Annotated in this window: 17 protein-coding genes and 5 pseudogenes; 9 read left to right on the forward strand and 13 right to left on the reverse strand. The window is 58.5% G+C overall.

Annotated elements, in window-relative coordinates; genetic code table 11:
• From X726_RS0136600 to X726_RS139715, 3 genes are all read left to right on the forward strand, one after another.
• Positions 1–229, forward strand: a 229-nt coding sequence (locus tag X726_RS0136600; RefSeq protein ID WP_031215523.1) for a M20/M25/M40 family metallo-hydrolase, incomplete at its 5' end; no start/stop codon positions are given.
• Entirely contained in the window at positions 229–1,662 is a 1,434-nt protein-coding gene (locus X726_RS139720; protein WP_023673335.1) for an FAD-dependent oxidoreductase, read from the forward strand. The genes X726_RS0136600 and X726_RS139720, both read left to right, overlap by 1 nt.
• Positions 1,663–1,665: 3 nt before the next feature.
• Entirely contained in the window at positions 1,666–2,028 is a 363-nt protein-coding gene (locus X726_RS139715) for an AraC family ligand binding domain-containing protein (protein WP_023673336.1), read from the forward strand.
• A gap of 281 nt (positions 2,029–2,309) precedes the next feature.
• On the opposite strand, the pseudogene X726_RS02575 reads toward X726_RS139715, so the two are convergent.
• The 8 genes and pseudogenes from X726_RS02575 to X726_RS1000000168290 all read right to left on the reverse strand — a co-directional run bounded on the left by X726_RS02575 (position 2,310) and on the right by X726_RS1000000168290 (position 11,976).
• Positions 2,310–3,536 (reverse strand): annotated as a pseudogene (locus X726_RS02575) (MFS transporter).
• Positions 3,533–4,918: pseudogene (locus X726_RS01000000167635) on the reverse strand (FAD-dependent oxidoreductase). The pseudogenes X726_RS02575 and X726_RS01000000167635 overlap by 4 nt, the downstream one beginning before the upstream one ends.
• A gap of 43 nt (positions 4,919–4,961) precedes the next feature.
• Positions 4,962–5,282 (reverse strand): metalloregulator ArsR/SmtB family transcription factor, encoded by a 321-nt coding sequence (locus X726_RS139710; protein ID WP_023673340.1) that lies wholly within the window; start codon positions 5,280–5,282, stop codon positions 4,962–4,964.
• 95 nt (positions 5,283–5,377) lie between these two features.
• A pseudogene (gene arsH / locus X726_RS01000000167640) lies at positions 5,378–6,039 on the reverse strand (arsenical resistance protein ArsH).
• Between the two features lie 64 nt (positions 6,040–6,103).
• Positions 6,104–6,525 (reverse strand): annotated as a pseudogene (gene arsC, locus X726_RS01000000167645) (arsenate reductase (glutaredoxin)).
• An 830-nt stretch (positions 6,526–7,355) separates the two neighbouring features.
• Positions 7,356–8,678: an HlyD family type I secretion periplasmic adaptor subunit gene (locus X726_RS139705; RefSeq protein WP_023673345.1), complete on the reverse strand. Its 1,323-nt coding sequence runs from the start codon at positions 8,676–8,678 to the stop codon at positions 7,356–7,358.
• The gene (locus tag X726_RS139700) at positions 8,675–10,363 is read right to left on the reverse strand and encodes an ATP-binding cassette domain-containing protein (protein WP_348626784.1); all 1,689 of its coding nucleotides are present in this window, start codon (positions 10,361–10,363) and stop codon (positions 8,675–8,677) included. The genes X726_RS139705 and X726_RS139700 overlap by 4 nt, the downstream gene beginning before the upstream one ends.
• Positions 10,364–10,377: 14 nt before the next feature.
• Positions 10,378–11,976 carry a hypothetical protein gene (locus tag X726_RS1000000168290; RefSeq protein WP_023673347.1) on the reverse strand — a complete coding sequence of 533 codons (1,599 nt, stop codon included), beginning with the start codon at positions 11,974–11,976 and terminating at the stop codon, positions 10,378–10,380.
• A gap of 243 nt (positions 11,977–12,219) precedes the next feature.
• On the opposite strand from X726_RS1000000168290, the gene X726_RS139695 reads away from it, so the two are divergent.
• The 5 genes from X726_RS139695 to X726_RS139675 all read left to right on the forward strand — a co-directional run bounded on the left by X726_RS139695 (position 12,220) and on the right by X726_RS139675 (position 19,667).
• A complete protein-coding gene (locus X726_RS139695; protein WP_023673348.1) occupies positions 12,220–14,397 on the forward strand; it encodes an ATP-grasp domain-containing protein in 2,178 nt (725 codons plus the stop codon).
• A gap of 16 nt (positions 14,398–14,413) precedes the next feature.
• The gene (locus X726_RS1000000170855) at positions 14,414–14,866 is read left to right on the forward strand and encodes a hypothetical protein (RefSeq protein ID WP_156940729.1); all 453 of its coding nucleotides are present in this window, start codon (positions 14,414–14,416) and stop codon (positions 14,864–14,866) included.
• 93 nt (positions 14,867–14,959) lie between these two features.
• Positions 14,960–17,269, forward strand: coding sequence for a CapA family protein (locus X726_RS139685; protein WP_023673350.1), 2,310 nt, complete (start codon positions 14,960–14,962; stop codon positions 17,267–17,269).
• Positions 17,270–17,397: 128 nt separating this feature from the next.
• Complete coding sequence (locus X726_RS139680; protein ID WP_156940731.1) at positions 17,398–18,279, forward strand: hypothetical protein; 882 nt, start codon at positions 17,398–17,400, stop codon at positions 18,277–18,279.
• Positions 18,280–18,461: 182 nt separating this feature from the next.
• Positions 18,462–19,667, forward strand: coding sequence for a TadE/TadG family type IV pilus assembly protein (locus X726_RS139675; protein ID WP_023673352.1), 1,206 nt, complete (start codon positions 18,462–18,464; stop codon positions 19,665–19,667).
• Between the two features lie 214 nt (positions 19,668–19,881).
• On the opposite strand, the pseudogene X726_RS01000000167650 reads toward X726_RS139675, so the two are convergent.
• A pseudogene (locus X726_RS01000000167650) lies at positions 19,882–20,123 on the reverse strand (IS3 family transposase); the annotation flags it as partial.
• A 962-nt stretch (positions 20,124–21,085) separates the two neighbouring features.
• Between X726_RS01000000167650 and X726_RS139670 the strand changes: the two are divergent.
• Positions 21,086–22,210 carry a phosphatase PAP2 family protein gene (locus tag X726_RS139670; protein WP_198037397.1) on the forward strand — a complete coding sequence of 375 codons (1,125 nt, stop codon included), beginning with the start codon at positions 21,086–21,088 and terminating at the stop codon, positions 22,208–22,210.
• 288 nt (positions 22,211–22,498) lie between these two features.
• Here X726_RS139670 and X726_RS0136635 read toward each other — a convergent pair whose 3' ends face one another.
• The 4 genes from X726_RS0136635 to X726_RS139655 are packed head-to-tail and all read right to left on the reverse strand — an operon-like array spanning position 22,499 to position 25,670.
• Positions 22,499–23,569 carry a phosphatase PAP2 family protein gene (locus X726_RS0136635; protein WP_023673357.1) on the reverse strand — a complete coding sequence of 357 codons (1,071 nt, stop codon included), beginning with the start codon at positions 23,567–23,569 and terminating at the stop codon, positions 22,499–22,501.
• Between the two features lie 18 nt (positions 23,570–23,587).
• A complete protein-coding gene (locus X726_RS139665; RefSeq protein WP_023673358.1) occupies positions 23,588–24,127 on the reverse strand; it encodes a prepilin peptidase in 540 nt (179 codons plus the stop codon).
• Between the two features lies 1 nt (position 24,128).
• The gene (locus X726_RS139660; protein ID WP_031215530.1) at positions 24,129–24,668 is read right to left on the reverse strand and encodes a tetratricopeptide repeat protein; all 540 of its coding nucleotides are present in this window, start codon (positions 24,666–24,668) and stop codon (positions 24,129–24,131) included.
• 51 nt (positions 24,669–24,719) lie between these two features.
• A complete protein-coding gene (locus tag X726_RS139655) occupies positions 24,720–25,670 on the reverse strand; it encodes a type II secretion system F family protein (RefSeq protein WP_031215531.1) in 951 nt (316 codons plus the stop codon).
• Between the last annotated feature and the right edge of the window lie 7 nt (positions 25,671–25,677).

Raw genomic sequence — 25,677 nt, forward strand, 5'->3', positions numbered from 1 at the left:
ACCGGCAAGTCTCGTCATCGATCCGCCTCCCGAGATGGGTTCTGAAGATTTCTGCTACATGCTGGAACAGCGGCCCGGCTGCTATTTCCTGCTCGGCCAGGCCGACGATGCGCACCAGGCCGCGGCTCACGACACCAACTACGATTTCAACGATGCTATCCTGCCTATCGGCGCGAGCCTTTGGGTCAGGCTGGTGGAGCGCCGGCTGTCCGCGGCAGGCGCATCGTGATGCAGCTGCCGGAAAAGGACATCGTCTGGCGAAGCCACTGGCTGCGGCAAGCCCTGCCCGAGGACCCGAACCTTGCGCCTCCGCTCGAAGAGGCGACGCAGGCCGACATCTGCATCGTCGGCGGCGGCTATCTCGGACTGTGGACCGCCATTCGCCTCAAGGAGCACAATCCGGACTTCGACATTGTCATTATCGAGCGCGACATTTGCGGCGGTGGCCCGAGCGGCCGCAATTCCGGAATGGTACTTTCGGCATGGACGAAATACAGCGCGCTTGCCGCGCTGCGCGAGGGCAACGATGCGCTTTCGATCATCAAGGCGTCCGAAGCCGCGATCGGCGGCATCGACGCCTTCTGCAAGGCCGAGGGAATAGACAGCTGGTTCGATCGCATCGGCTGGATCTGGGGCGCGACATGCGAAGCCCAGCTGGGGGCCTGGGACGACGCATTGAACAAGCTGGCGGCGCATGGCTACGTGCCTGCACGACGCGTTTCGTGCGACGAGATCGCGGCGATGGCCGGCACGACGAGCCACCTCGGCGGCGCGTTCGATGCGTCGTCGGCAACCGTGCATCCAGGGTTCCTGGTGCGCGGCCTGCGTCGGGCAGCGCTAAAGCGCGGCGTTCGGATCTATGAAAAGTCGCCGATGAAGCGGTTTTCCCGACGGGGCAAGCTCACGGTGGAAACGGCGAAAGGAACAGTGTCCTGCGGCAAGATCGTGCTTGCCATGAATGCCTGGTCAGGCTCCATTCCGGAACTGGCGCCGGCAATCTTCAACATCTCCAGCGACGACGCCATGTCAAAACCCATTCCGGACCTTCTCGACAAGGTCGGCTACCGCCGTGCGCCGCTGATGATCGATTCCCGCGTCTTCGTTGGAGGGTGGTCGCCGACGCGCGATGGCCGCCTGTCTGTCGGCGTCAGTGGCGGCGTCATCGGCCTCGGAGGCGTCGTCGATCGGCGTTTTCACGGTCCATCGCCGCGGGTCGCCGACATGCGCCGCGCGTTGCGGGACGGTCACCCGGCGCTCGCCGACTTTCCGCTCGAGACTTCGTGGAACGGCCCGATCGACCGGACAGTCAGCGGCGTGCCGCTGTTTGGCGCCTTTCCCGCCAACAGCGATATCGTCTACGGCTACGGCTTTTCAGGTAACGGCACGACGGTGGCCTATCTTGGCGGCAAGATCCTGACCAGCCTGTTGACCGGCGGGGAATCCGAACTCACCCATTCGGTGCTCGTGCGCCCCGTGACGCGAGGCTTTCCACCAGAACCATTCCGGTTTGTCGGCGCGCATTTCGTCCGCGGCGCGGTGCGGCGGCGCGACGATCTCGAACATGCCGGCCGCAAGCCCGGCCTCGTGACCAGATGGCTGGCGGGATTGGCCCCGTCAGGCGTCACCCCTTCGAAAGCCAACCTCCGCGCAACGAAAGGATGAACTGTGTCCAAGGCCAAGATATTTAAGCACAGCGAATTGACCCTGAAGCCGTCGGTCACGCCGACCGGCACATCCTCGATTGCCCGCCTCATCAATGCCGATATCAGTCGGACAATGGGCGGCGGCATAGAGTATCTCGAGAACGCCTCGATCGACTGGACCGTGACCTATGACGAGGTGCTGTTCATCCACGAAGGCACCTTGACGATCGAACTTGACGATGGCCGCCATGAGTGCAATCCGGGCGACATCGTGTGGCTGCCCAACGGCACCCATCTGAAATACATCGCCACCGAACGGACCGGTTATTTCTATTGCCTTTACCCGTTCGACTGGGCAGCACGGCAGGGAACGGTAGAACCCTGAACTGACAGGCACTCCTTCTCCATGCGTTGGCCATCCGCAGCGCAGTTCCGAACCCGGACGTCCAGACATCGACTCCGGCTCCCACTCCTCGGGTTGTCACTTTCATCATATGTCATGCTGGCGCGCATGTCTGGCGGCAGATAGCAGCGACACAGCTCACCCGCACCACCTAAGCAGGAACCGGTAGCTCGACGAGTGGGGGGAAAGGCGGTAGCGCTCTCTCGCTACCATTCGCGGACAATGTGAACAAGTTTAGCGCGAAACCGCCACCGCTAGCCACACTATTGCGGTTGCACCTGAAAATTCCGTCGACTGAAAATCAGCCAACCCAAACCGCATGCCAGGGCGACGTTAATCAGCGCAAGGGCGGAAAGTGTCGCCAGTGTGCCGTGGCACCGAAGCGCTCTAGAGGCAACGCGCCTAGGGAGGGCGCCGCCGCTTGGGCAATCAGGCTCGGCATGGCAAGGCGGCCCATCAGCTTGGCGTAGCCATTAGAGCCGAACATCGCGAGCGGGAGTGTTCCACGCACGATGGACTCTAGGCCAATGCCTGCTCCGTAGAATGCGAGTGCCAACGGAACGATCGGCATGCCGAGCCAGAGAGCAGACACCCCCGATCGCAACGAAGGTCACCGAAGCGAAACTGGTCCAGATCGGGTGATGGAACCGTGCGATCACCATCTCGATTGTCCGCGCAGCCACCTGGAACGGACCGACAAGGGCTCCAAGCCCCACCGCCGCCGCAAGCGTCATGCCGCCCTTCTGCAGGATCGTCAGCAGATGCACCGACAGGGTCGAGGAGATCACGGCGGCAAGGGTCAGGGTCGCGGCGAGCACGACCATGATCGGTAGATTGGAGCCGGTTTGGAGAGCAGGCGTCACTGCCGCACTCGATGCGGCCTTGACAAGCGGTTGCGGCAGGCCGCGAGGCAAGATCACAAGGTAAAGCGGTAAGGCGAGGCAGAGCTGGACAGCGGCGTAGGCCAGGCACGTGCCGCGCCACCCTATCTCAACCAGCAAAAAGGCCGAGATCGGCCAGCAGATCGTGCTCGCAAAGCCGCCGAACAGAGTGAGCGTCGTGATAGCAGAGCGCGCACCATGGCCGTAGAGCCGGCCAAGGGTGCCGAAAGCAGCGTCGTATAGCCCTGCCCCCATGCCGAGGCCGATAACCAGCCACGCGGCGATGTAGGCGGCCAGATTGGGGGCTACCGCAAGTCCGACCTGGCCGAGCCCGATGCATCCCGCGCTGAAGGCCAGAACGTTGCGGCCACCGTGCCGTTCGATCGAAGACCCGACACGCGGCGAGATAACTCCCGCCGTGAGCAATCCGAGAGACAGGCCTCCGACGACCCAGGGCAGAGGCCAGCCTGTATCCGCAGCGACTGACGGCGCAATAACAGCGGGGAGATAATACGATGATCCCCACGCCATGATCTGTGTCACGCCGAGCGTCGTGATGATCGTGCGACGCCCGCGCACGACGGCAATCGGCTGAGGCGAAAAGGTCATGCCGCGGCGCTGCAGCCGCAGCCAGCCTTGCCACCCTCCTTCGCTTGCGCGTCCGCGACACAGCAGGCGTCAACCGCCTCGGCCGCCGGGCCACCGCAGCAGCCTTTCGAAGCTGAGCCGGAAAACGATGCCGGCACCGTGCAGACGCCGGTCTCCGGCAGCACCAGTTGAACGGCATCGGCCGCCGCCATGTCACCGGCGATCGCCGCAGCGACGGAGCGAACCTGCTCGTAGCCCGTCAGCAGCAGGAACGTCGGCGCACGGCCATAGCTCTTGATTCCGACCGTATAGAACCCCGGTTCCGGATGGCTGAGTTCACGGTGGCCATGCGGGGGGACGTCCCCGCAAGAGTGCTCATTTGGATCAATGAGAGGGCCGAGGGCCTTTACGCTTTCAAGCCATGGATCGAGATCGAGCCGCAGTTCCCGGGTCAGAACGAGGTCCGGGCGCTGGCCCGTGGCCGCGATAATCCTGTCGACAGGACCGATGGTCAGAACACCATCTTTGGTTTGCCCGTCCACAAGCAGGCGACCACCTACCTCACGGATGGCTGTGGTGGCAAAGCCGGTCACAAGACGAACGCGGCCGCTTTCGGCAAGGTCCTTGACTTCGGAGCCGAGTTCACCGCGTGCGGGCAAAGCGTCAGCATCGCCGCCACCGTAGATCCGTACCAGGTCGGTGCTGCGCGTCGTCCAGATTGCAGAAGTGTCTGGAGCGCTTTCTGACAGATTGGCCAGTTCCAGCAAGGCATTGGCAGCGGAATGACCGGCTCCCGCCACGAGTGTAGTGCGGCCAGCGTAGAGGTCGCGATCCCGGCCCAGGACATCGGGGATGCCGTAGCCGATCCGGTCGCGGAACTCGCTCTCGCCTTCAGCGGACAGGCCGCCGACGCCGAGCGGGTTCGGTGTTTGCCATGTGCCTGACGCATCGATGACGGCCCGGGCAGTATCCCGGCGCTGTCCACTCGTGGTTTCAACCATCAGCATGAAGGGCCTCAGTTCACGCCCCTTGCTGACGACCTTGTCGGCGCCCCAGCGGGACACGGCGATGACGCGGGCGTTGGTCTCGATGGACGGTGCCAGTTCCGGAAGCTGCGCGCGGGCCGATGTATTGGTTTACGATCTCATCAGCGGTGGGAAATGCCTCGAGCTCCGGCATTGTCCATCCATGGCCCTCGAGCAGCCGTCGAGCGACAGCGTCAACGCAATAGCGCCAGGGCGTGAAACGCGAACGTGCCCCCAGTCCAACAGGTTCGAACCCGCGTGCGAACCAGCCTCGTAAACCTTCACCTTCAGTCCACGGCTGATCAGTTGAGCGGCCGCGGCGAGACCCACCGGCCCCGCGCCGATCACTGCCACCGGGAGATCTGCCATGTCGTTCATTTTTTCGATCCTTCCAGTATCTTCGAATTATTCGCGCAAAAAATCAGGCGACAACTTTGGTGGTCGAGGGCGCACATTTTGCGTCGGCACAGCACTCGTCAGCCAAATAGCCGATCAACGCATTCATGCCGGGATAGTTGGCGCGGCAGATCAGCGTCGTCGCCTGACGCTCCTGGGTGACAAGTCCCGTATCGACCAGCCGCTTGAGGTGATGCGACAGCGTTGAAGACGGGATCTCGAGTCTCTCCTGGATACTGCCGACAGGCAGTCCTTCGTCCCCTGCCCTGACCAATATGCGATAGAGCTGGAGCCGCGTCGGATTTCCGAGACTTTCGAGCTGGGATGCAGCTTGTTCGAGTTTCATGGAATTAGGATTAACCGTGGCAGCTCGCGCCGTCAAGCCAATTTCGAACAATATGGAAATATGCAGTCGCCCGTCAAGGGTGTTAGGAACGCGTCTCAGATTGACCGTTGGCTCACCCGCTTGGCGACCTCCTCCGCGCTTTCGACACGCTCCGAATAGCGGTCCGTCAGGTAGGCGGAACGGTCGCGCAGAAGGAGCGTGAACTTCACCAGTTCCGCCATCACGTCGACAATCCGGTTGTAGTACGACGAGGGCTTCATGCGGTCGGCCTCGTCGAACTTGGCGAAGGCCTTCGCCACTGACGACTGGTTGGGGATGGTGACCATCCGCATCCATCGCCCGAGAATGCGCAGCTGGTTGACGGCGTTGAAGTTCTGCGAGCCACCCGACACCTGCATCACAGCGACGTCCTGCCTTGCGTCGGGCGTATCCCGCCCATCGAGAGCGGCAGCCAGTCGATCTGCGCCTTCATTACTCCTGTCATAGACCCGTGCCGTTCCGGAGAGCACCAGACCTGGGCCTCCGACCAAATCGACAGATCCCGCAGTTCCTGGACCTTCGGATGATCGGCAAACGTCGAATTGGGGAGTGGCAGGCCCGAGGGATTGAAGATACGCACCTCGGCACCCAAACGGCGCAGGATACGGGCAGCCTCCTCCGTAGCGAGCCGGGAATAGGACCGTTCGCGCAAAGATCCGTAGAGCATCAGCACGCGCGGTTTGTGAATGGAGCGGGGCGCGTCCAGCAGAGCCTGCATTTCGATCGGCCGAAACTGCTCGTCGTCGACGTTCGGCAACGTGTCATCGGCCGCGTGGTTCTTTTCAGGCGATGCGCTTACCCTTGTTGTCGACCACGACTTCGCCATCCTCTTTCACGAACGGCCCGATATCGGGATTAGGCAGGATGTCGAGAACCGCTTCCGAGGGCCGGCCTGGAACCACGCCAAGAGGTGTGACCGACCACGATCGGCCGGTTGATCAGGATCGGATGCGCCAGCATGAAATCAAGGATTTCGTCGTCGGTCCGCTTGGGATTGACCAGATCAAGTTCGGCATAGGGCGTGCCTTTCTCGCGCAGCAAATCGCGTGGTTTCCGTGGCGGCGATCAACCCAATGAGCTTTTCTCGTGATGGCGGGGTTCTCAAATACTCGATGTCTTCCGGTGTCTCGCCCGATTGCCGGATTATGGCGAGCGTGTTGCGCGAAGTGCCGCAATCGGGATTGTGATAGATGGTGACGATCATTTTGCTGCTTTCATTGATGTGACTGGTGCGGGCTCGGCGAGCAGCCATCCGGCCAAGCCATGGCGACGCTTGCTCCCAGCAATTCGGCAACGATAAACCCCGGCACGCGACTCAGCCCGATCGGTGACGACTTCGACCGCGGCTGCAGGGTCAACGGGCCCAAATGGCTTGGCTAATCGGCAGAGGCGAAAGCGGCATGGGTTTGCATGACGGGGTTCTTCTTGGAACCGCCGTTTCCGGCCTCTGCATTTGGCCGACATTCTTGCGAGCCTTTCCGACGTTGCTCTTTTGAAGCGCTTGCGCGCAGCCGCCGATTGGCTCGGCGACATTGCCGGCGCCTTGCTCCAAAAGGCTTGCGCCAAAAGCGCGGCGCCGACGGGGCGCCGGCTGCGCGTTGTCGATGAAGTTCGATCTCGCGCCCTGGCAGTGCCGGCACGGACTGGCGGGTGCATGCCACCTACGAACCGGCGCTCGCACGCTTCGCGCATCTGGAGATCAGCGACGTGCGCGGGGGTGAAAGCTTCTTGCGTGTTCCGCTACGCCAAGGCGACATTGTTGTTGGCGATCGCGCCTACGGGCATCCATAAGCTTCCCGCGCGAGATGAGCGGCTCGCTCGAAGCTGGCTGACGGCCCACCTGATCCTGGCGCTNCACCAAGACGGCGCAAAAGCCAATCCGCCGCTGCAAGAAGCGTCGTCTTGGTGTAAAGTTAGCGCTTATGGGCTCTTCTCTCACCCCAGCAGGTGCACGCTATCTTTTGAGATGTGGAGGCGCTGAGCTTGCGCTGCGCTCACAATCCAACCCAACGACGGCTGCCCCGATAGCCAATCCTATTGTTCGCGCAGAGCCCGACCCATGGCAGCGTAGACCGGAGCGCTAAGATATTCCCATGCTGACCTCGCTCCAGTCTCGATCATCACTTGTGTGTTCATTCCGGCTTGCAATGCCACGGGCGTTGCCTTCAGGGACTGAGGTGTCAGAACGATGCGAGCTGCATAAAATGCCTTGCCAGTGCGCGGATCGACCAGCCGGTCTGCTGAAAGGGTGCGGACATCACCGTTCATGGGCTGCTGATACCGCCTGCCCACCGCGCTGAGCCAGATGGTCGCGTGCAGCCCCACTTTCACCTGGTCGACGTCGAGCGGGTCCACGTTGGCAATCACGACGAAGTTGTCGTCGACGGGCACGATATCCATCAGAGGATCGCCTGCTGCTATCACCCCGCCAATGGTGTGAATCTTGAGCCCCACTATGGTGCCTCCGATGGGAGCGCGGATCTCGGTTCTTGTCATCACGTCATCGGCGGCGGCTATTCGTTGAGCGGATTCATATATCTTGGCACGCACCACCCCAAGCTCAGCGACAATGTCGGCCGCCGTGGATGCGTTAAGTTCAGCAACCTTGAACTTCGTCTCCTCCATTTTTTGCCTGGCAACGCCAATTGACGCGATATAGCCGCTCAGGTCGCCTCCCACATCCGCCTTTTCAGTCTCCAAATCTGTCAGGCGCGTCCTTACCACCAGCTTCTTTTGATAAAGGGCACGAACATCGCCTAGTTGCTCCTCGATCAACTCCAGTTTCCGTGTGGCCGCAGCCACCTGCCCTTCATAGCCCTCTATCTCCTTCTGCAGGCTGCCGGTCGTTTGCTGCAGCAGGGAAAGTCTCTCACGAAGCAGGGTCTGACGTGTTCGAAAGATACTCTCCTGGCCGGAGACAGCCTCGGCCGCCATTTTACCGGGGTCCTTTAACTCTGGCGGAATTTCGATTGAGTCCTTGCCGTCTCTCTCGGCGATCAACCGTGCCTCGGTGGCTTTCGCCTCGTACCATTGCGCCTTGATTTCGTTCGCAGCGGCCGTAGAAGCAGTGCTCTGCAGTCGTACCAGGACCTGACTTGGCGACACGCGATCGCCCTCCTGAACCAATATCTCGGATACAATCCCACCTTCGAGATGCTGCACTGTCTTTACGTTTGAGGCTACCTCCACCAACCCGTTGGCAACAATGGCACCCTGGATTGGAGCCGCAACAAGCCACATGCCGGTCAGGGTCGAAAAAATTGCGATTATCGCGAAACCGAGAACAATGAAGTTCTTACCAAAGGGCGCAGGATCGTCTCCGGGTTGTTTGGCGCCAACGGCGAGCGGGACTGTCACTTTACACTCCGCAACTCAGTTTTCACGGAACGAACCGCGCGCTCCGTGGGATCGGAGAGCTCAGGCGTTCGGCCGCCCAGGATCAGCGTCCGGTCGATCAATCCGACAAGACGGTTGGTTTGTCCCGACATGGTAATGACTACCGAGCATCCCGATCCCTTCATGACTTTCACCGCTGCTTCAAGCGCCCTTCTCGACGAACTGTCAAAATTGGCGAATGGCTCGTCCAGAACGATAAGTCTCGGAGCGCGAAACAGCGCCCTTGCAAGCGCAATCCGTTTCCGTTCGCTGCCAGACAGCCCGATCGTGTCGTCAAGCACTGTGTCATAGCCTTGGTCCAGGCGAATAATAACATGGTGGATTCCTGCTATTTTTGCAGCAGAAACCACATCATCGATGGAGCTTTGTTGAAACCGGGCAATATTCTGGGCGACGGTTCCCTCGAACAGTTCGACCTGCTGTGGCAAATAGCCAATGGCCTCGGCTCTAACATGATCCGGAAGCCGAGTGACGTTCATGTCTCCCAGGCGAACCTGTCCGGTTCGTGGCTTGAGCAAGCCTATCAGGAGGCGGGAGAGCGTTGTCTTGCCGGTCGCTGCGCGCCCGATGACCAATAGCAACTCGCCTGGCGCCAGCGACAGCGACAGTTTCCTGAATACGTCTTCTCGCGATCCCGCGTGCCTGAACGCTACTTCATCAAGAATTAGTGTGCCGCGCGAAGTTCCAGGCAGCAAGGACGGGTCCCCGTCCGACGGCCTGGCCAGGTCCGCCTTGATTTTGGCGTATCCTTCGCGCGCCTCGCGGAGGCCTCTGAGTTCCCCAACCGCTTTGCCAACCATCCTGTAAGCGAAGTTGGCTATGAGTCGGGCTGCAAATATCCCCCCAAGCGACGCCTGGTCGTTCAGGAACAGCCATATGCCGGAGGCCAGCAGAATAATGTAGAGGCTACGATTTAGCACCCGGATCGCGGCATCCAGGCTGGATCCCCAAGCATTAAGCCGGTCTCTTTGCAGGAAGCCGTCCGCCCGGCTCCTACCCCAGCGCCCGGCGATTGCGTCCGCCATTGCAAAGGCACTAACAACGTCCTTGTGCCGCTCCGCCGAAACCAACACCTCTTTTGCCTGCTTGGCGGCATCGCGTTCCGCTTGACGGGGTTCGCGTGTGAACTTTTCCTTCAACAGGCTCATACCAACCAGCAAAACGGTAGCTGCCAGCGCGATCAGCCAGAGAACCGGATGGATGAAGTACACACACAACAGGAAAATCGGTGCCCAAACGACATCCAGCCAGGCAGATAGCCCGCGTTCAACAAAGCTGGAGACCTTTTCGATGCTGGCCAGAAGCGGCGGATTGGCTACGCCTGACGTCAATCCGGCTTTCACGGACTGGCTGGTCAACTGATGCTCGATCCAGACACTCCAGCGCGAGAGCATGCGACGGCGAATGGTTTCCAGTGCGACGCCGGCTACCAGGGCGAGCAAGGCAGCCAGGGTCAGGATGACAAGGGTTTCAACGCTGCGGCTCGAGATGACCCGGTCGAATATCTGTATGAGATAGAGCGGGCCGGCAAAGCGCAAAACATTGATAAACACGCTGAATACCACCAGAGCCGCAAGGCCGGGTATCGACTTTCTCCACATTTCGCTGAGGGGGCCGCTATACCGACGCCTGCCTCGTGTGTTCATCGGGACACCGTCTTTCACGCGCGTCCAAGGGGAGCGTGCTGATCAGAATGCTCATTGAAGAGGCCAGAGAAATTCATGATCACCGCATCAATGTCATCATGAGCATCCAACGGCGGCGCCTCAAGTGCGTTTTGCAGAGGTCTATCGTGATGATCGGCCGCCTCAAACATTGACCAGGTTTCGTTCAGCAGGTAGGACATCCGGGCAGCCGGGAGCGGAGCGCAGCCGAGGGCCTGCACGATGCCGCCGAGCGACGACTTGAGGGCACCGCGGCTTTTTGCCAGCACTGCTGCCTCTACTAGTTCCGCGGGCGCCTGCACCGACATGAATGTGGGGATAGAACCCTGGGAACCCTGGGAACCCTGGGAAGGCCGCTCAGGCAGCGTGACCAAGATGCTTCCGAATGGACTGGGCCACGTCGCCAGGCTGCCATTGGCATTTACTTCTCCCAGTTCGGCTACAATCAACTCGCGCGCGACCTTTGCCAAGAAATCAATCCGGAGTTGGTGAGAATGGGCTCGATCCACGCCGAGCGGCATGGCTGCCTCCGACGATGCCGCAATGCGCCGCAGGTACGGGTTGTTGCTCTGTCCGTTGGACAGTTTTTCCGCAGCGCGGGCCCTAAACACAGGACCGAGCGCGCCATCCTGGAGATCCCACGGGGAATAGCAATGCAGCCCGGTAGCTTCCTCAGCCTCTCTCACGCCAAGCGGTGATCGGCCAAGTCTGCCGCTGATGGCCAGCACCTTGTGGCCGGCAGCGCGCAACGTATCCACTCCATACTTTGCACCCATCGCGTCGTAGGACGCGAATATTGTGCCAAGAGCCATGCTGCGAAATGATTCCGCCAGAATTAGCTCGGACGTTTCCTTCTGCTGCAGCCCGTCGGCAATCTCGATGACAGCAACGTCGCATCCATTTTCGGCTGCATGGTTCAGCAGGCGGAAAGCGCCCTTTTCGATCATTTCCACTGAGGCAAGATAAGTGGTTGCAAACCCGGCGTCGGTGAAATCAAGAACGATGTCAGCGCCCGCATCGCGCACAATCCAGGTGTCGCCACCGGACCCAGTTCCGGTAATCTTCAGCGCGGCAACCTTAAGCCCTGCTCTTTTGAAACCTCTTACCAACGACGTCGCCGTCAATGTCTTTCCCGCGTTCATGGATGTTCCCAGCGACAGGACAATCGGCAGAGAGGGGCGAAGGTCGTCGGAGCTGACCTTGTAATCCCAAACATTCAATCGGCGACCGAACTTGTCCCCGATCAGTCCGAGAGGGGTGATCTTCGTTGGCGCGATCATGCGATCATGTCTGGAAAGCTCACACGCTGCGATGCCTCCCCCCGCCACTAGGTCACATGGTCCGAGATCAGGGCCAATAACAGCTTCGAACTGGTCCGGTGCGTATCTGTTTCCATAGCAAATGATTATCTCATCGCCGGGAAACATGATCGCCTTTCTCCCGTTGATCAGTTCCAATCTGCTGTGATTGCCGAGTTTGTCCACACGAGCCAGGACAAGATCGCCTGCGACCGGCTGCAAGGAACCTGTGATCAACGTGCGCATATGCGAGGCCGCGACCCGGCGAGTCGCGAACGAACGCTTGGCTTTCTTCATGCGCCCGCGCTGAATTCTACAAACAGACATGATACCCACCCCAACGCTACTTCAATTACGCAGTCCGAGTCTTTTTATTTAAAACTTTATTTAAGAATTATTTTCCTCCGGCTCCAACCTTCTTTTATTTTTTTGTTGCCTTAACCATTAGCTAACCATAATATAACTGAGGGTTGCGCGCAAGCGATGGAGGCAGGAACCTTTCGTAAAGCAGACGGAAGGTTAATTCGGGGGGCAAAATGTATGGCCATAGTATGCCCAGTTGGGGAATTAGAGCCGTTTGAGATCACCGGGTTCAAGACGCTATCCGGCCTCAACGTGTATAACGCGAATACAGTCGTTAAATTGACGTTGAATTTGGGGCAACTGGCTACTGCCCGCGTGTCCGGTTTTACTGATGAGGTCCGATTGGTGCTTTCCGGTCTCTTTCCGGAATGCGAGCAGGATGCTTTGGTAGCTTCGTATCTTGCTGATGCGATCCTGGCCGCGGACCTCGAGCTTCGCCGCGCGATGAATTTTTATTCGTTTCCAACTGTGGCCACGTTGGTGAGCGATCCGTCGGAGAGCAATTCAGTGATCGTCTGGGAGTCGGACGACCCGCAAATGTCGCGCGCGGCCGCGGCGGCTGTCGTTGATGCGGTCAGCGAGGCAACGCGAGATGGGGATGCCACATCGAAGTATTCCCTCGCACGGGAATTGAACCTGGAAAGAGCAAAGAAACGGCGTCTTTCAAATTCGACCGCCGTGCTGGTTGCGGCCGCCAAGAGGAACCGCATCCCGTTCGAGTTTGTCGCGCGCAACCATCTTCGTCTCGGCCAAGGCAAAAACCAAAAGCAGCTCTTCTCAACGATATCCGGTTCGACATCGTTTGCGTCGGCGAAAGTGGCCCTCGACAAGAGGCTGGGCAACAGGCTTTTGGCGCAGGCCGGCTTGCCCGTACCGCGCCAGCTTACGGTTCGCAGCAAATCCGAGGCGGTCGCTGCCGCCAAGCAGCTGGGCAAATCTGTGGTGGTGAAACCCGCCCAAGGCAATCAGGGGCGCGGAGTTTCAGTCAAGCTGCGGGGACGCCGCGCTGTTGAAGCCGCGTTCGACATAGCGTGCCAGGTGGCTCAGTCTGAACGGTATGGCGTGCTGGTAGAAGAGTTCATCGCCGGCCCGGAGTATCGAGCGACGATTGTTGATTTTCGTGTCGTGGCGGCAGTCCTATGTTGCCCGCCGCAGGTTACTGGCGACGCCGAAAAAACGCTGCGTCACTTGATCGATGATTTGAATCGGGAACCCGACAGGGACGGCAGGCGTCTGTCGCCTCTCGAAATCGACGACGACCTGCTTAGACACCTGTCATTGCACCATCTTACGATGGAGACCATCCCCATTGCCGGGCACCAGGTGGTTCTGCGACCAAACGGTCACCTCGCACGCGGAGGGGTACCGGTCGACGTTACAAATTCCGTCCATCCGGACAATCATAAGCTATGTGAGCGTATCGCCAGGGTCATTGGGCTCAGTATTGCCGGGTTGGATCTGATCATGCCCGACATTGCGCAATCTCACAAAGATGTCGGGTGCACTGTCATCGAGGTGAACGCTAGACCAGGGATCGAGTTTCATCTTTGGCCGCGGGCCGGCACGGCAAGGGATGTGAGCGAGATAATCCTGGCCAATATGTACGACGATCCGGCTTCATCGGAAGTTGCCACGGTGCTCGTCCTTGGCGACCGGCATACCAGCATGGTGGCAAAAGCAATCGAGCACCGGTTCATGGCAGAGGGGCGGAGCATCGGCCTCTTGTCGAAGAAAGGCGCCTACATCAACACCGCACCACAAGGATTCAGCCAGCGGGCAACCCCGCAAATGCTGGCCAGGGATCCTTTGTTGGAAGCACTGGTTTATGCCGCTTCTCCAGCAAGAATCTCGGAGAACGGTCTCGGTCTGGGCGCTTGCCACGCCGTGTCGGTGACGGCGACGGACCTCGAGAATTGCGAGATTCTCAAAAACCTCGCCAAAGCAGTTCTGAACGCCGGTAACCGTGGCTGTTTTATCGTCGACAATGAGGATTTCGTATCCCGCCAGGCGTTGTCGGCGCTGCCTGTTGAAAGATTGATTCTGACAAGTGCCGAGACTGAGCTTGGCCCTGATTTGCGGCGACATCTACAACGCGGTGGATTGGCTCTATCGATGCGGTGGAGCACCGATGGGTCCGGAGCCAAGATGACGCTTGCATCGGGATCTGGCGAGCTGGTTTCGGAACCTGCCACGTTTGCGTCGCGACCGCCGCAGCTCAAGGCTGCAATGCATGCAATGGCAATTTCGTATCTGGCAAAACGGGATGCATGGTTCGATGAGGTGGAGTCGCCACCTTCGAATCGACCTTACGCAATTGGAGTTCACCAGCAAGCAGGAGTTTCTCTGCTGAGGTAAAAAGGGAGTAGCGTTCATGGATACTGTTTCAGCAACTGCGACACCAAATGTTTCGCAAGGCGACGCGGCAGCACTCGTCGCCTTGGCCCTGCAACGCACCAAGAACAAGGCGGGGGAGCCTAGAACCCGTGCAAGGATGTCTTACAAGACATTCAGGCGCTTGACCGGGCGTCGTATAGGGGGGGCAAAATTTGTGCGGGAGTTCACTGCGGAGATGGTGAACCTGGGCTGGCTGATGGTCCGCATGCCGTCGGCGTATGGCTTCGTGCGCGCAGCGTCGCTAGACAAATGGCCGCTCACAAAATCGAATGTGGTCGCGAAGGAACTCAAGCTGATCGGTGAGGGATCGCTCTCGGAAGTGCTGGACAATGCACGGCGGGAGCTTGGCGAGGCTACTGACGCATCAGGTGCCCGCAATGGGTCGACCGGGAACAAGAAAAAAGACAGTAGTCCGATAGACACGCATTGACGGGAAAGCGAGGGTGAAGGCACCTCGGGGCAGCAGTTACTGCTTTGCGCACGGCATGACGGCGAAAGCAGTAAGCTCGACAAGGGAGTAAATATGGCGACTGGCTCTGTTTACGTCTGGGAGCCATGTGACTCGGACTTTACCGGCGGCCGCGTGTATCTGGCGGACGTCGAATTGCCCTATCTCTCGCAGCGCGCCGGAAGGCGCGGCCTGCGTGGGCGGTACGTGGACGTCATCAGCCATCCAAGCATGGAAGAGGATTGGCCGACTGGCCAGATGGGCGAGGTGTCGCCCGACGAGTATGGCAATTTTTCTTTCAAGCCGTCCGGCGATGGCGATTGCGGTGGATGGGAAAGCCGCGAGGCCGCCGCGGGCTTTGGCCAGGTCAACGTCTACTACCACGTCTCCTTGATGAGCCAGCGCATCAACGATGCACTTCGTTCATCTGGAATAGGCTCCCTGCCGAAAGTCAGGGCGATCGTCAATGCACGTCGGCCGAGCCCACGACCGGGCAGTCCTGAGGACACCAGCAGCTGGGTGCCGGTCAAAGGGGCCAGATATCGTTACCCAGCAAGAACGGAAAATCTCGACGACTTTTCAATTCCGCTTTGCGGAGAGTTACTTTTCGGTCCGGTGCACGGGGTCACCGCGGAAGGGTGGCTGCCACGAATTTCAGGCGGCACCTATCGCTGCGACCCATCCCACGACGCCGGCAAAATATACCAGGCGTTCGGGCTTCACGTCGTGCGTCATACCGCTGATGTGCAGGCCGACAGGTTGCGTGCACCGCGTGCCGCGTTCAGCAGACCGGGTGCCCTTGAATATGCCGTGAGCACTTATCTGGCCGCCTCCATGCTATCGAGCCCCCACGTCGGGTGCTGGCACGCTCGTCACGATGCTGAGTTTGTGCCTGCGGGCAGCCTTGCCAATGAGACCCGCATTGACGATGACGAAATGCAGCCGCAGGAGGCGCTGGTCGCACAAGCCCTCGCGGGGGCGATGTGGGATCTGCACAAAGCATTTCTCGGGCACGAATTTGCCTGCATGGAGTTGGTTGTTGGTGCCCTTTTGGAGCTTGGGCGACTTTCTGACAGCCCCTTCGCTCCCTCCCGGGTCAAAACCAGGTCGATCAGATCATCACCACGCAGCTTTGTCTCGTGCCTTCTTCATACGGACAGCGTGGCGTCCGGCGGGCTTTACAAAACGCCGATCCGGGAGATCTTCGAGAATCGCGGGATCGGTTTTAGTTCGCTTGTGACCGACATGCTGCTCGCGCCGTCAGTTCCGCCCCTCCCTCACCGCCTCAGCGGCTCTCTAGACGTGCAGCGCCATGTTGCCAAAATTCGCGAGAAGTTTTCAGAAGTCATAATTCCGGATGATGGCGATCTCATCGACCCGGACCAACTTGAACTGTTCCTTTCATCGTCCACGACCGCACCATACCATCTCGCCGCGGTCGGAGACGTCATGACGGGCATGCGGATGCGCCATCGTATCCGCAGGTTCGGCCCGGACTATCCCCTCGCGTGGGTCAAGCCGATCTTTAGGCGCAGCGCTTTGATAACTGGAAACCTTGAAGGGCCGTTCGCCTCCACATCCGAGGAAGCAGATCCCAGTAAGAAATACTCATACAAGGTCGATCCCAAGTCAGCCGCTGTCTTACGCCGCGCCGGCTTTGCTGCCATGACCATTGCGAACAACCACATTCAGGACTGCGGTCCGGGTGGCGTAGTTGAGACGCTCGACACGCTGGAGCGACATTCTATCAAACCGTACGGTGGCGGTAGGAACCAGAACTCGGCCCACGATCCGGCGATTTTTGACGGCGTGGATATCCGAATCGGACTTCTCGGATATTACTGGAACGACCGAACGGCGGCTCGTGGCGAACTTCCAGGCTCCGCTCAAGATCTGCCCGAATTGGTCGAGCGTGACCTCGCACGACTGCGGCCGCTGGTCGATCGGATCGCGGTGATGGTGCATTGGTTTACTGCTACATACCGGCGCCAACCTACAGAGCAAAACCGCGTGAAAGCACGGCAGTTTATCGACTTCGGCGCCGACGCCGTCATCGGCCATCATCCACATATCCTCCAGCCGATCGAGATCTATAAAGATCGGCCGATACTATACAGTGTCGGCAATTTCGCCTTTGGGTCGGGAAGCAGCCGGGGTGAGTCTATCTTGCCGTGCTTCCACTTTGGTGCGCGGCAGATAGGTCTGGATATATACCCCGTTTACGCTCAAAACAGAGATCCGCGCCTCGACTACCAACCAAAAATAATGGGAGGGGCGGCCGGCCGGGCGACGATCGATCGGCTGCTCGATTTGTCGCCTGGACTGGGCAGTGCAGTAGCCGATGTCCAGGACAGATGCCTCAAATTGTCTATCCCCTCGTGCTGACGGCCAGCCTTCGGCAAGCGCCAAGTCCCCATGACTGAAACGAAGTCTTTACCGCCCAGGCGGTTTTGATTTGTTTAGAAATCTCTAATGGAATATGGCATCATGTGGATTGTCCATAGGAGCGACAGGTGCGATTTCTGATCCGTCTGTTGGCTGCGGCGGTGATGGCCTGCAGCCTGATTTACTCAGGCCCGGTGCTTGCCTGGAAGGTGGGCAAGGGTACGACCACAGCAACCATCAACGGGACGAAGCTGACGGTCTATACCTACCACCCCAAGAGCTGCAGCAATCCCGCGATTCTGTTCGTCTTCCATGGGTTGAGCCGAACGGCGTCTTCCTACAGGGACTATGCGCAGTCTCTCGCTGATCGAAACTGCCTGATCGTCATGGCGCCACTCTTTGACTTGGAAAGGTTCCCAAGCTGGAGCTATCAACGTGGGGGGATCGTCAACAGCGGCGCTATTCAGCCGCGAGAACGATGGACCGTCTGGTATGTGAAGGGCCTGGTGAACTGGGCGAGGTCACGAGAGGGATTGCCGAACGCGCAGTATTACCTTTTCGGACATTCCGCCGGCGGCCAATTTACGTCTCGTGTTGCCGCGTTCGCCTTGGCCGACGCGAAGAGATTGGTGGTTGCCAATCCATCATCATATGTTCTGCCCTCGCTGGCGGAATCCGTGGCCTACGGGCTCGGCTGCGTCTCCTCGGGATGCGTCTACACGCCGGATCAAGCCACCGAGGAGATGAAAGCGTATCTGGCCTTGCCGCTGACGATCTATCTTGGAGAGGAGGATACAGGCGATGCCGAGCTGAACGAAGGCGCGGCCGCTATGCGCCAGGGGGCGACTCGCCTGGAACGGGGGCAGTACACATACGAGTTGGCGCAAGCTGTCGCGAGCGCCAACGGGTGGCCCTTTAACTGGCGTCTTGTGATCTTGCCGGGGGTCGGGCATTCGGCAATGGATATGTTGGGTTCGGATCAGGCAGCGAGCGCATTCGGACTCAAATAGCGGGATCTGCGGTCCTGTAGCTCGGCAAGATGTAGATACCTCGATGAGCGAGATAGCCTAGCGCGAGTCGCTTGGCCAAAGTCTGCGCAGCCTGCAGCGGCATGCAATTTAATTAGGATATTCTAATTTAGCAAAGTTTAAACGCGATTCGATCTAGCCTGCTTCCCTGCGAGGGCATCTCAATGCGAAAGCTGAAGGACCTGCTGCTCGATAGGAGCGGAAACTTTGCCGTGGCAGCGGCGTTGGTGGCGCTACCGCTATGCTTGGTCTTGGGCGTGGCCATTGACCTTACCAGTGCCGTCACCTGGAAATCCAGGCTGCAAGAATTGGCCGATTCAGCGGCTCTGGCAGCTATAGAGAGCGAGGGTGGAGACGAGGAAGCCGTCGAGGCCGCCAAGAACATTGCGCTTGGTAACGGCTCTTTTGCGGTGGGAGCGGTGGTTGAAGTCGACATCACAACGCCGACTCCCGTGTCGCGGGAGGCAGCAGTTGAAATCGCCGCAACAATGCCGACGGACTTTATGAATCTTGCCGGCATTCAGGCGATCAGCCTTCACGTCACGGCAAAGGCACGAAAGGCCCCCCCGGAGTACTGCATCTATGCTCTCGATCCAGAGTCAACCGGAGCGCTGAGTGTGACCGGTTTAGGAAAGGTGTCGGTGCCAAATTGTGGCATTCAGGTAAATTCTTCCAGCCCCGAAGCACTGAGACACGTTGGGGCCGGCAAAATCGCCGCGACAAAAATCTCGGTAGTCGGCAATTACCAAGGCGGCGGATACAGCGTTTCCCCGAAGACGAACCAGCCCTTCCTCGCCGACCCACTTGTCAGCACACCAGAACCGGTTCCCCCGACCGGTTGCGACTACAGCAACCAGGCGCTCTCGGATGTCACCATTCCGGCCGGGCGGGTGTTCTGCGGAAGCATCGACTTCGGTGGAAAAATTGTGCTTTCCCCAGGCGTTCACTACTTTCACAATGCGATAGTCGGCATCAGCAACAATGCGAAAATCACAGGCAAGGAAGTCACCATATTCGTCGATTCCAAGTCCAGCATCATACAGGCAGGTGGTAACGGCGCCATGGAACTTTCCGCTCCTACAAGCGGCGTTTATACCGGAATTGCCATCTTCGGATCGCGTACCGCCTTGCCATTGTTGCCGGCTATATCGCTTGCAATAAATAAGAATTACTCGGTAACTGGCACAATATACTTGCCAATGCACCACCTTAAAATGAAAGGGAGCAATGACAAGAAGTTGGCTACCGGCCTAGGATGGATTGTTGCTTGGCAATTCTCTTACAATGGAGATTCGAGCGTCAACCTGGATGGCTACAGCGGCACCCCACCAAAGGGTCTCGGAGACGCAGCAATCGCGTTGCTGCAATAGATGGAGACGGTACCCGCTTCGTGGCTTCGAAGGTGCCATTCCGGCTGAGTTAGCGAACTCTCAAACGCAGTCCTTAACGGAATGCGACCCGCTTCTAAAGTCACCGTCGCGGGGTGACCGTCGTTTTCACCGATCTACGCGCCTTTGCAGCATTCGCCGAGACTGCGAACCCGAGCGAGGTGCAGCAAGCTGACGATGGTATTTGCAAAGACCTCTAGTTGTTTAGTCCCAAGGTTTGATGGGTTGGATCGAGCCTGAATCGTTCGGGCTCTTTTGTCCAGATTTTGCAGATGNTTTGCAGATGTATTCAAAGGGCGTGAGGCCCTTGAGGGTCTTCAGTCGACGGCCGAAATTATAGGCTAAGACGAAATCGGCGAGATGCTGGCGCAGTTGGTCATGGCTCTCGTAGTAGAAGCGTTTGACGGTCACATCCTTGATCGTGCGGTTCATGCGCTTCGCCAGCGCCCTCAGGCTCTCTTGACTATGCTGTATCGCTCGACGGATCGCCTCTGTCGTCGTGGCGCTCCCATGAAGAACCTGGCCCATAGCGCATCCTTTGATTCGGACGAAAAGTACGCGCCATCAAAGCCTGGGATCAAACACCTAGCCCNCTCAACTATGCTGTATCGCTCGACGGATCGCCTCTGTCGTCGTGGCGCTCCCATGAAGAACCTGGCCCATAGCGCATCCTTTGATTCGGACGAAAAAGTACGCGCCATCAAAGCCTGGGATCAAACACCTAGCCCTCGCTGCTCTAGACGGCCATCGGTCTCTCCTTTCTGGTCATCGTAGTAGTTGCTTCTTAACCAAGTCGAGCGCATCCTCTCTCCCGGCTTGAGGAGCGATTTGCCCGTGGGCTTTTTGAAAATGCTTGTGATTTGCGCGATTGCGAGCGCCAGTGCCGGCGGCTTCGTGACCGTCGTTGAATACTTGACGTTTACCCCGCCGCCTCCGGTCGCGGTCGACGCTCCGGTCCTTCTGAAGAAAGACCCGCCGAAGAAGCGAATATGGCGGCGAGCGCTGACCTAACTTCAGCACCGAGGATAGGCCTATCGGCAAAACTTGCTACACTCGCGTCGCGGCTCGCCTGTTCCCTGAAACCTACCTCGCGGCACTGGGAACGCGGCGGCGGCTGCGGGAAACATACAATAGTAGTCAGCAATAACAGGTTATATTTCGACCGAGCCATCCCTCGAGGGACAGGCGCTTGTTTGCACGATAGTTAATTCGAGGAATTCCATTTCCCATCAATGACTTACGGGAGAGTACGATTCATGCCACAAATACATCTTAGTTAGTAGATTGCTAAAAATCCTTTGACTCAAATAACCTAACGATAACAGGATCGCCTTCTGGATCTGGGGATGAGCAACCTACAGGGGGCACCTCTGTCCGAGTCTGTTAAACGGGGGACGGACTTGAGGGAGACTATTCATACGCCTTTGATAGAGCGCCGGCCGCGATGGTGGCCCTCGCCACCGTCAACTGCGTTACGTCTGATCATTTCCGACAGCATCGAGGCCAATCGGCAATATATGCTCGTTGCCGGAAGTTTCGTCATCGGATCGGCTGCTCTTGCTAGAATATTTGACTTGCCTTTCAAAATAGGCCTCTCGGCCCGGTTCATCGTTCTGTCGTCGATCCTGGGCTTTTTCGTCATCTGCGGCGCGACCGCAATGATGCTCTTTCGCGACAGGCCAGCTTCGCCGCTTAGCCACCTTAAGGCGAAACTGCGCGGCGACTGGGCTATCACGGAAAGGATGGCGCTCGGCCTGCCGATCGTGCTGGCAACGTCCTTCATGTTCGCCACATTCACCAGCATGAAGGCGAGCATTGGCAATCTGGTGCCTTACTACGCCGACCCAATTCTTGTTGGCCTCGACCGAGCCATCCACGGCGGTGATGCGTGGAAACTGATCCATCCCCTGATTGGCTATCCACTGGTGACCTACTGCCTCGGCCTGTTCTACTTTGCTTGGATACCCGTGGTATTCATGACGCTAGCGGCGGTCGCATTTATGCGCAGTCGACGCCGCTTGCGAAACAGGTATCTGCTTTCGGTTGCTCTTTGCTGGATTCTCCTCGGCAGCTTAGCAGCGATGACGGTCGCTTCGGCCGGCCCATGCTTCTACCGAATATTCTATCATGACGACCCGTTCCGGGAGATGTCCTCATATTTCGACTACGCCGGCCATTTTTATTCCATGACGCACCTTGACCTTCAGGCCTTGCTGCTCAGGGAAGGCACCGAGCCTGGCGTCCAAATCGGAAACGGTATCTCTGCGTTTCCCTCGATGCATGTGGCCCTGGCATTTCTGAATGCATTGTTTGCCCGGCACATCGGTCGCGTCTGGTTCGGACTATCGATCGCGTTCCTCGTTATCATCCTCGTCGGATCGGTGCACCTCGGCTGGCATTATGCCATCGACGGCGAAGCTTCGATAATCGGCGTGGTTGCGATTTGGTGGCTGTCAGACAGGCTTGTGGGCGGTATCGAAATACCGGACGCGCATCAAGTCAGCCTCACCTTCGGATCGACATAGACAGTTGTTGATACCTTCGAGATCTTCACGTTAACGAAAATCCAGCGTTCCTGAGCTGTGAAAGGCTTGCTGAGTTTGAAGGATGCGGTAGAGCCGCCCTAACTCTCCGAACTTGAGGTTTGAGCGGCGGTGCTGGCGATGACATCCGCCTTGCTGTCGCTGACGGATGAGCCGAGAGGCGACGAAGCATCGCCGAGATACTCGACCATCCAGCTATATTTCATCATCGTTGAGAACCGCGGCCTCGCGACATTCGACAGTGACAGTTCAATGGCGGCATAGGCAAGCTCAGTCCATTTCGATCCGGAGATCTTTCATACCGATCTGCAGGCGAGGCCGGGCGTTCGACATCCGTCCTGCAATAGCCCAGATGATTGGCGTCAACAGCATGGAAGCGTATCCATCGACCGCGTAGTGCCAGGCCAAGTGCACCGAGCCCAGCTGGATTGCAGCCAGAAACGCAATGCTGGCCCAGCGGAGCAAACGCCCGAAACGCCAGAGGTAAATCGCGTTCAGGGTCGCGACAGCCACGTGCAACGACGGAAAGGCTGAGATGCCGCTGCCCAAGCGTGGACCATCAAACCCGGCATCGACCAGCAGATAATTTTGCGTAGCCAGCGCCGAGACGGGATAGGTCAAATTGGTCGACTGAAGGTAGTCCATCAGGGGAGAAAACGTACCATCGCCGTAAAAGGGCATAAAGAATGCCGGCCCAACTGAAGCGAAGGCTGCCGCCAAAACGTTACCTATCAACACCCAGGTAAGGACAAACGCGACCAGAAACTGGGAACGCAGCCGTCCATTCCTCGCTGAAAAAGCGATGCAAAACAAAACGATGAAAACCTCGGCAAACCAGAGATTGTAAAGAACGTTCAGCGAAAAGGTGACAGGGCCAAAGCCAAGCATAGGATGAAAAAACCTCCATGCATCGACCCCGCCATGAATTGCCCTGTCGATCGCCACCAGGGACGTGTCGGCGTAGAATGGTTGGATCCTGCTGAGTCCCCCCTTGATGCTGGTGAACATCGAGAAAAAGAGCGGGATGACGAGCGCAACGGGCAGTCCGAATGCAATTCGATCCGGCAGGTTGTTGGCCAGCATGAGATCCTTCATGGCACGTAACGGTTGCTCCGGCCGTTGAATAGTCAACCGAACCAGGACTACAGCGAGAAGGATCAGGGTTACGGCTGCCCCAAAAAATAAGAAATTCTTATTATACAGTTTCAAGTTTATGGCGATGTTCCAATGCGCCGCAGCAATAAGCGCCAGTAGAATATAGGCGAATACCGTCACGAAAAATGGCTGATTAGCGCGCCACGCCTCCGAAGTGGTACGGATCGCCAGCCGCGCTATCGACATGGAAGAAATCTCCGGAACCTAGTTAAGCTGCCGCAGTATCCCAGAACTGCCCACCAGCGCCAGAGTGGCATAGATTTGGAACGCTATCGTGCAGATCGCAGCAGCTGAAATCGGCACGCCAAAAGGCACGACGCCCTTGCGGTCCAAGTGCTGTATATAGACCCGAAACGCGCCTGCCGGCAGCATGAAAGGGTTTTTCATGATGGCCACGGTGGCGACGGCGAAAACCAATAGCAGCACCGAGAACAGGGCGAGACCGTTTCCACCGGTCAGAAACGGAACGACCGCCATCAGCTTGACGTCGCCGGCTCCGACCTTGCGCAAAATCCAGAACGGAAAGAGCGCGACGAACAGCACAAATCCGGCGATTGCGCTCAATCCCATATCCCACCACGATCCGCTTGCTATGGAAACAAGCTGAAGCGATCCCAGCCCGAGACACAAGAGCAGCAGCACATCACGGTTGGATATCTTCTGGGCCGAGAAGTCTATCCAGGCGACCCATGCCAGCAGAGGGATCACAAGCGCCTTTATCGACAGCGACGCGGCAAACAACATCCTACCGCTCGATGTTCTGCACGCTGGACGATAGCAGCTTCAGATTGTTGACCACGGTCGGATCATTGGGCGCCAGTTCATAGGCCTTGAGGAAATTGCTGCGCGCGTCCTGCAGCTTGCCGCGCAACAGATAGGAATAGCCGACATTGTTGTAAAATTCGGGGGTCGCACCCGACAGCTTGAAGGCCCGGCCATAGGCCCGATCGGCAAGGTCGAAGCGATGGATCCGGTCGCAGGAGGCGGCCAGTCCCATCCAGGCGCCGCCATCATTTGGGGCAAGCTGCGTCGCCTTGAAGAACAGTGCGCCGGCATTGCCGTAATTTTCTGCACGAAACTGGTTCTTGGCCTCCGCGACGGCCTGGTCCGAGGCGTAGTATTCAACATCGCCGACCGTCTTCAACCCGTCGAACGCATCGCCGAAGGACGTTACGTCGCCTTTCGACGGCTCGTTGGTTCGAACGACGCCGTCCGCTCCGTTCGTCTGGCAGCCGGCGAGTGCCGCCATGAACAGGCAGGCCACCACTGCAATTGGCCTTTTCATACAATCTCCCCGAGTCCCCCGACCGATATTAGGAACAGAGCATATAGGCAACTAGAAGAAAATGCCCTTCATGCGAATGACCACCGGTAGCATGATTACCATCATCACCACCGGAAAGATGCAGAGTCCCAGTGGGATCATCATTTTGACAGGCAAGGCGTTGGCGCGCTCTTCCGCCTGCAGAATCCTCTGGCTACGCATCTCCGCGCTATAGACACGCAGGGCGTCGGTCAGGCTGGTGCCTAATTCTTCCGACTGCCGGAACAGCACGGCAAGCGCCCGCGCCTCGTCAAGGCCAATGCGGTCAGCCAGTTCCCGAAGCCCTTCCCGAAGTGGCTTGCCGGCGCGCAGTTGCAGATTCATGATCGTGAGCTGAATTCCTAGCCACTTGTGCGTGGCCGCAAGTTCCTGGCTTACCCGTTCGACCGCGGCCTCGAGGCTCATACCGGCGTCGGCGCAGGTGATCATCATATCCATGAAATCAGGGAAGGCGCGACGATAGATCTGTTTCTGTGAATTCTCGAACCGGTCCAGCATGATGCTGGGAATGACGATGCAGCCTAACCCCAACAAGGCCGAGCCACCGAAAGTTATGAATCCCGGCAGTCGTGGCGGCAGCACCCACGACAGCAGGGAATACATGGCCAGAAACCCTATACAAACCGCGCCCAGACGACAAACCGTGTATACGACAGGTGCACCCGCTCGATAAAATCCAGCGCGGAAGAGTTTCGCCTCCAGAGCATTGGGCTCGGTGCGTTCTTTTTCGATCGACTTGAAGTAAGCGTCGACCGGCTTCTGCGCCGCGATCTTGGCGAGGCGGTCCCGTCCCAGGATCGATCGCGCATCGACAGCGCCTTCGCCCAAAAGGCTGTCCGCGACCAGCTTTCGCGTTTGCAGTGCCGGCAGGAACACCAGCGCCGCAAACAGGAACAGCGCCACCGCCGACGCGAAGACTGCGATCGATACAAAAAAGGTGAGGTCGTCGGTGTTCGAAAACAGATTTATG

The sequence above is a fragment of the Mesorhizobium sp. LSJC285A00 genome, assembly GCF_000503155.1.
GTDB lineage: Bacteria > Pseudomonadota > Alphaproteobacteria > Rhizobiales > Rhizobiaceae > Mesorhizobium.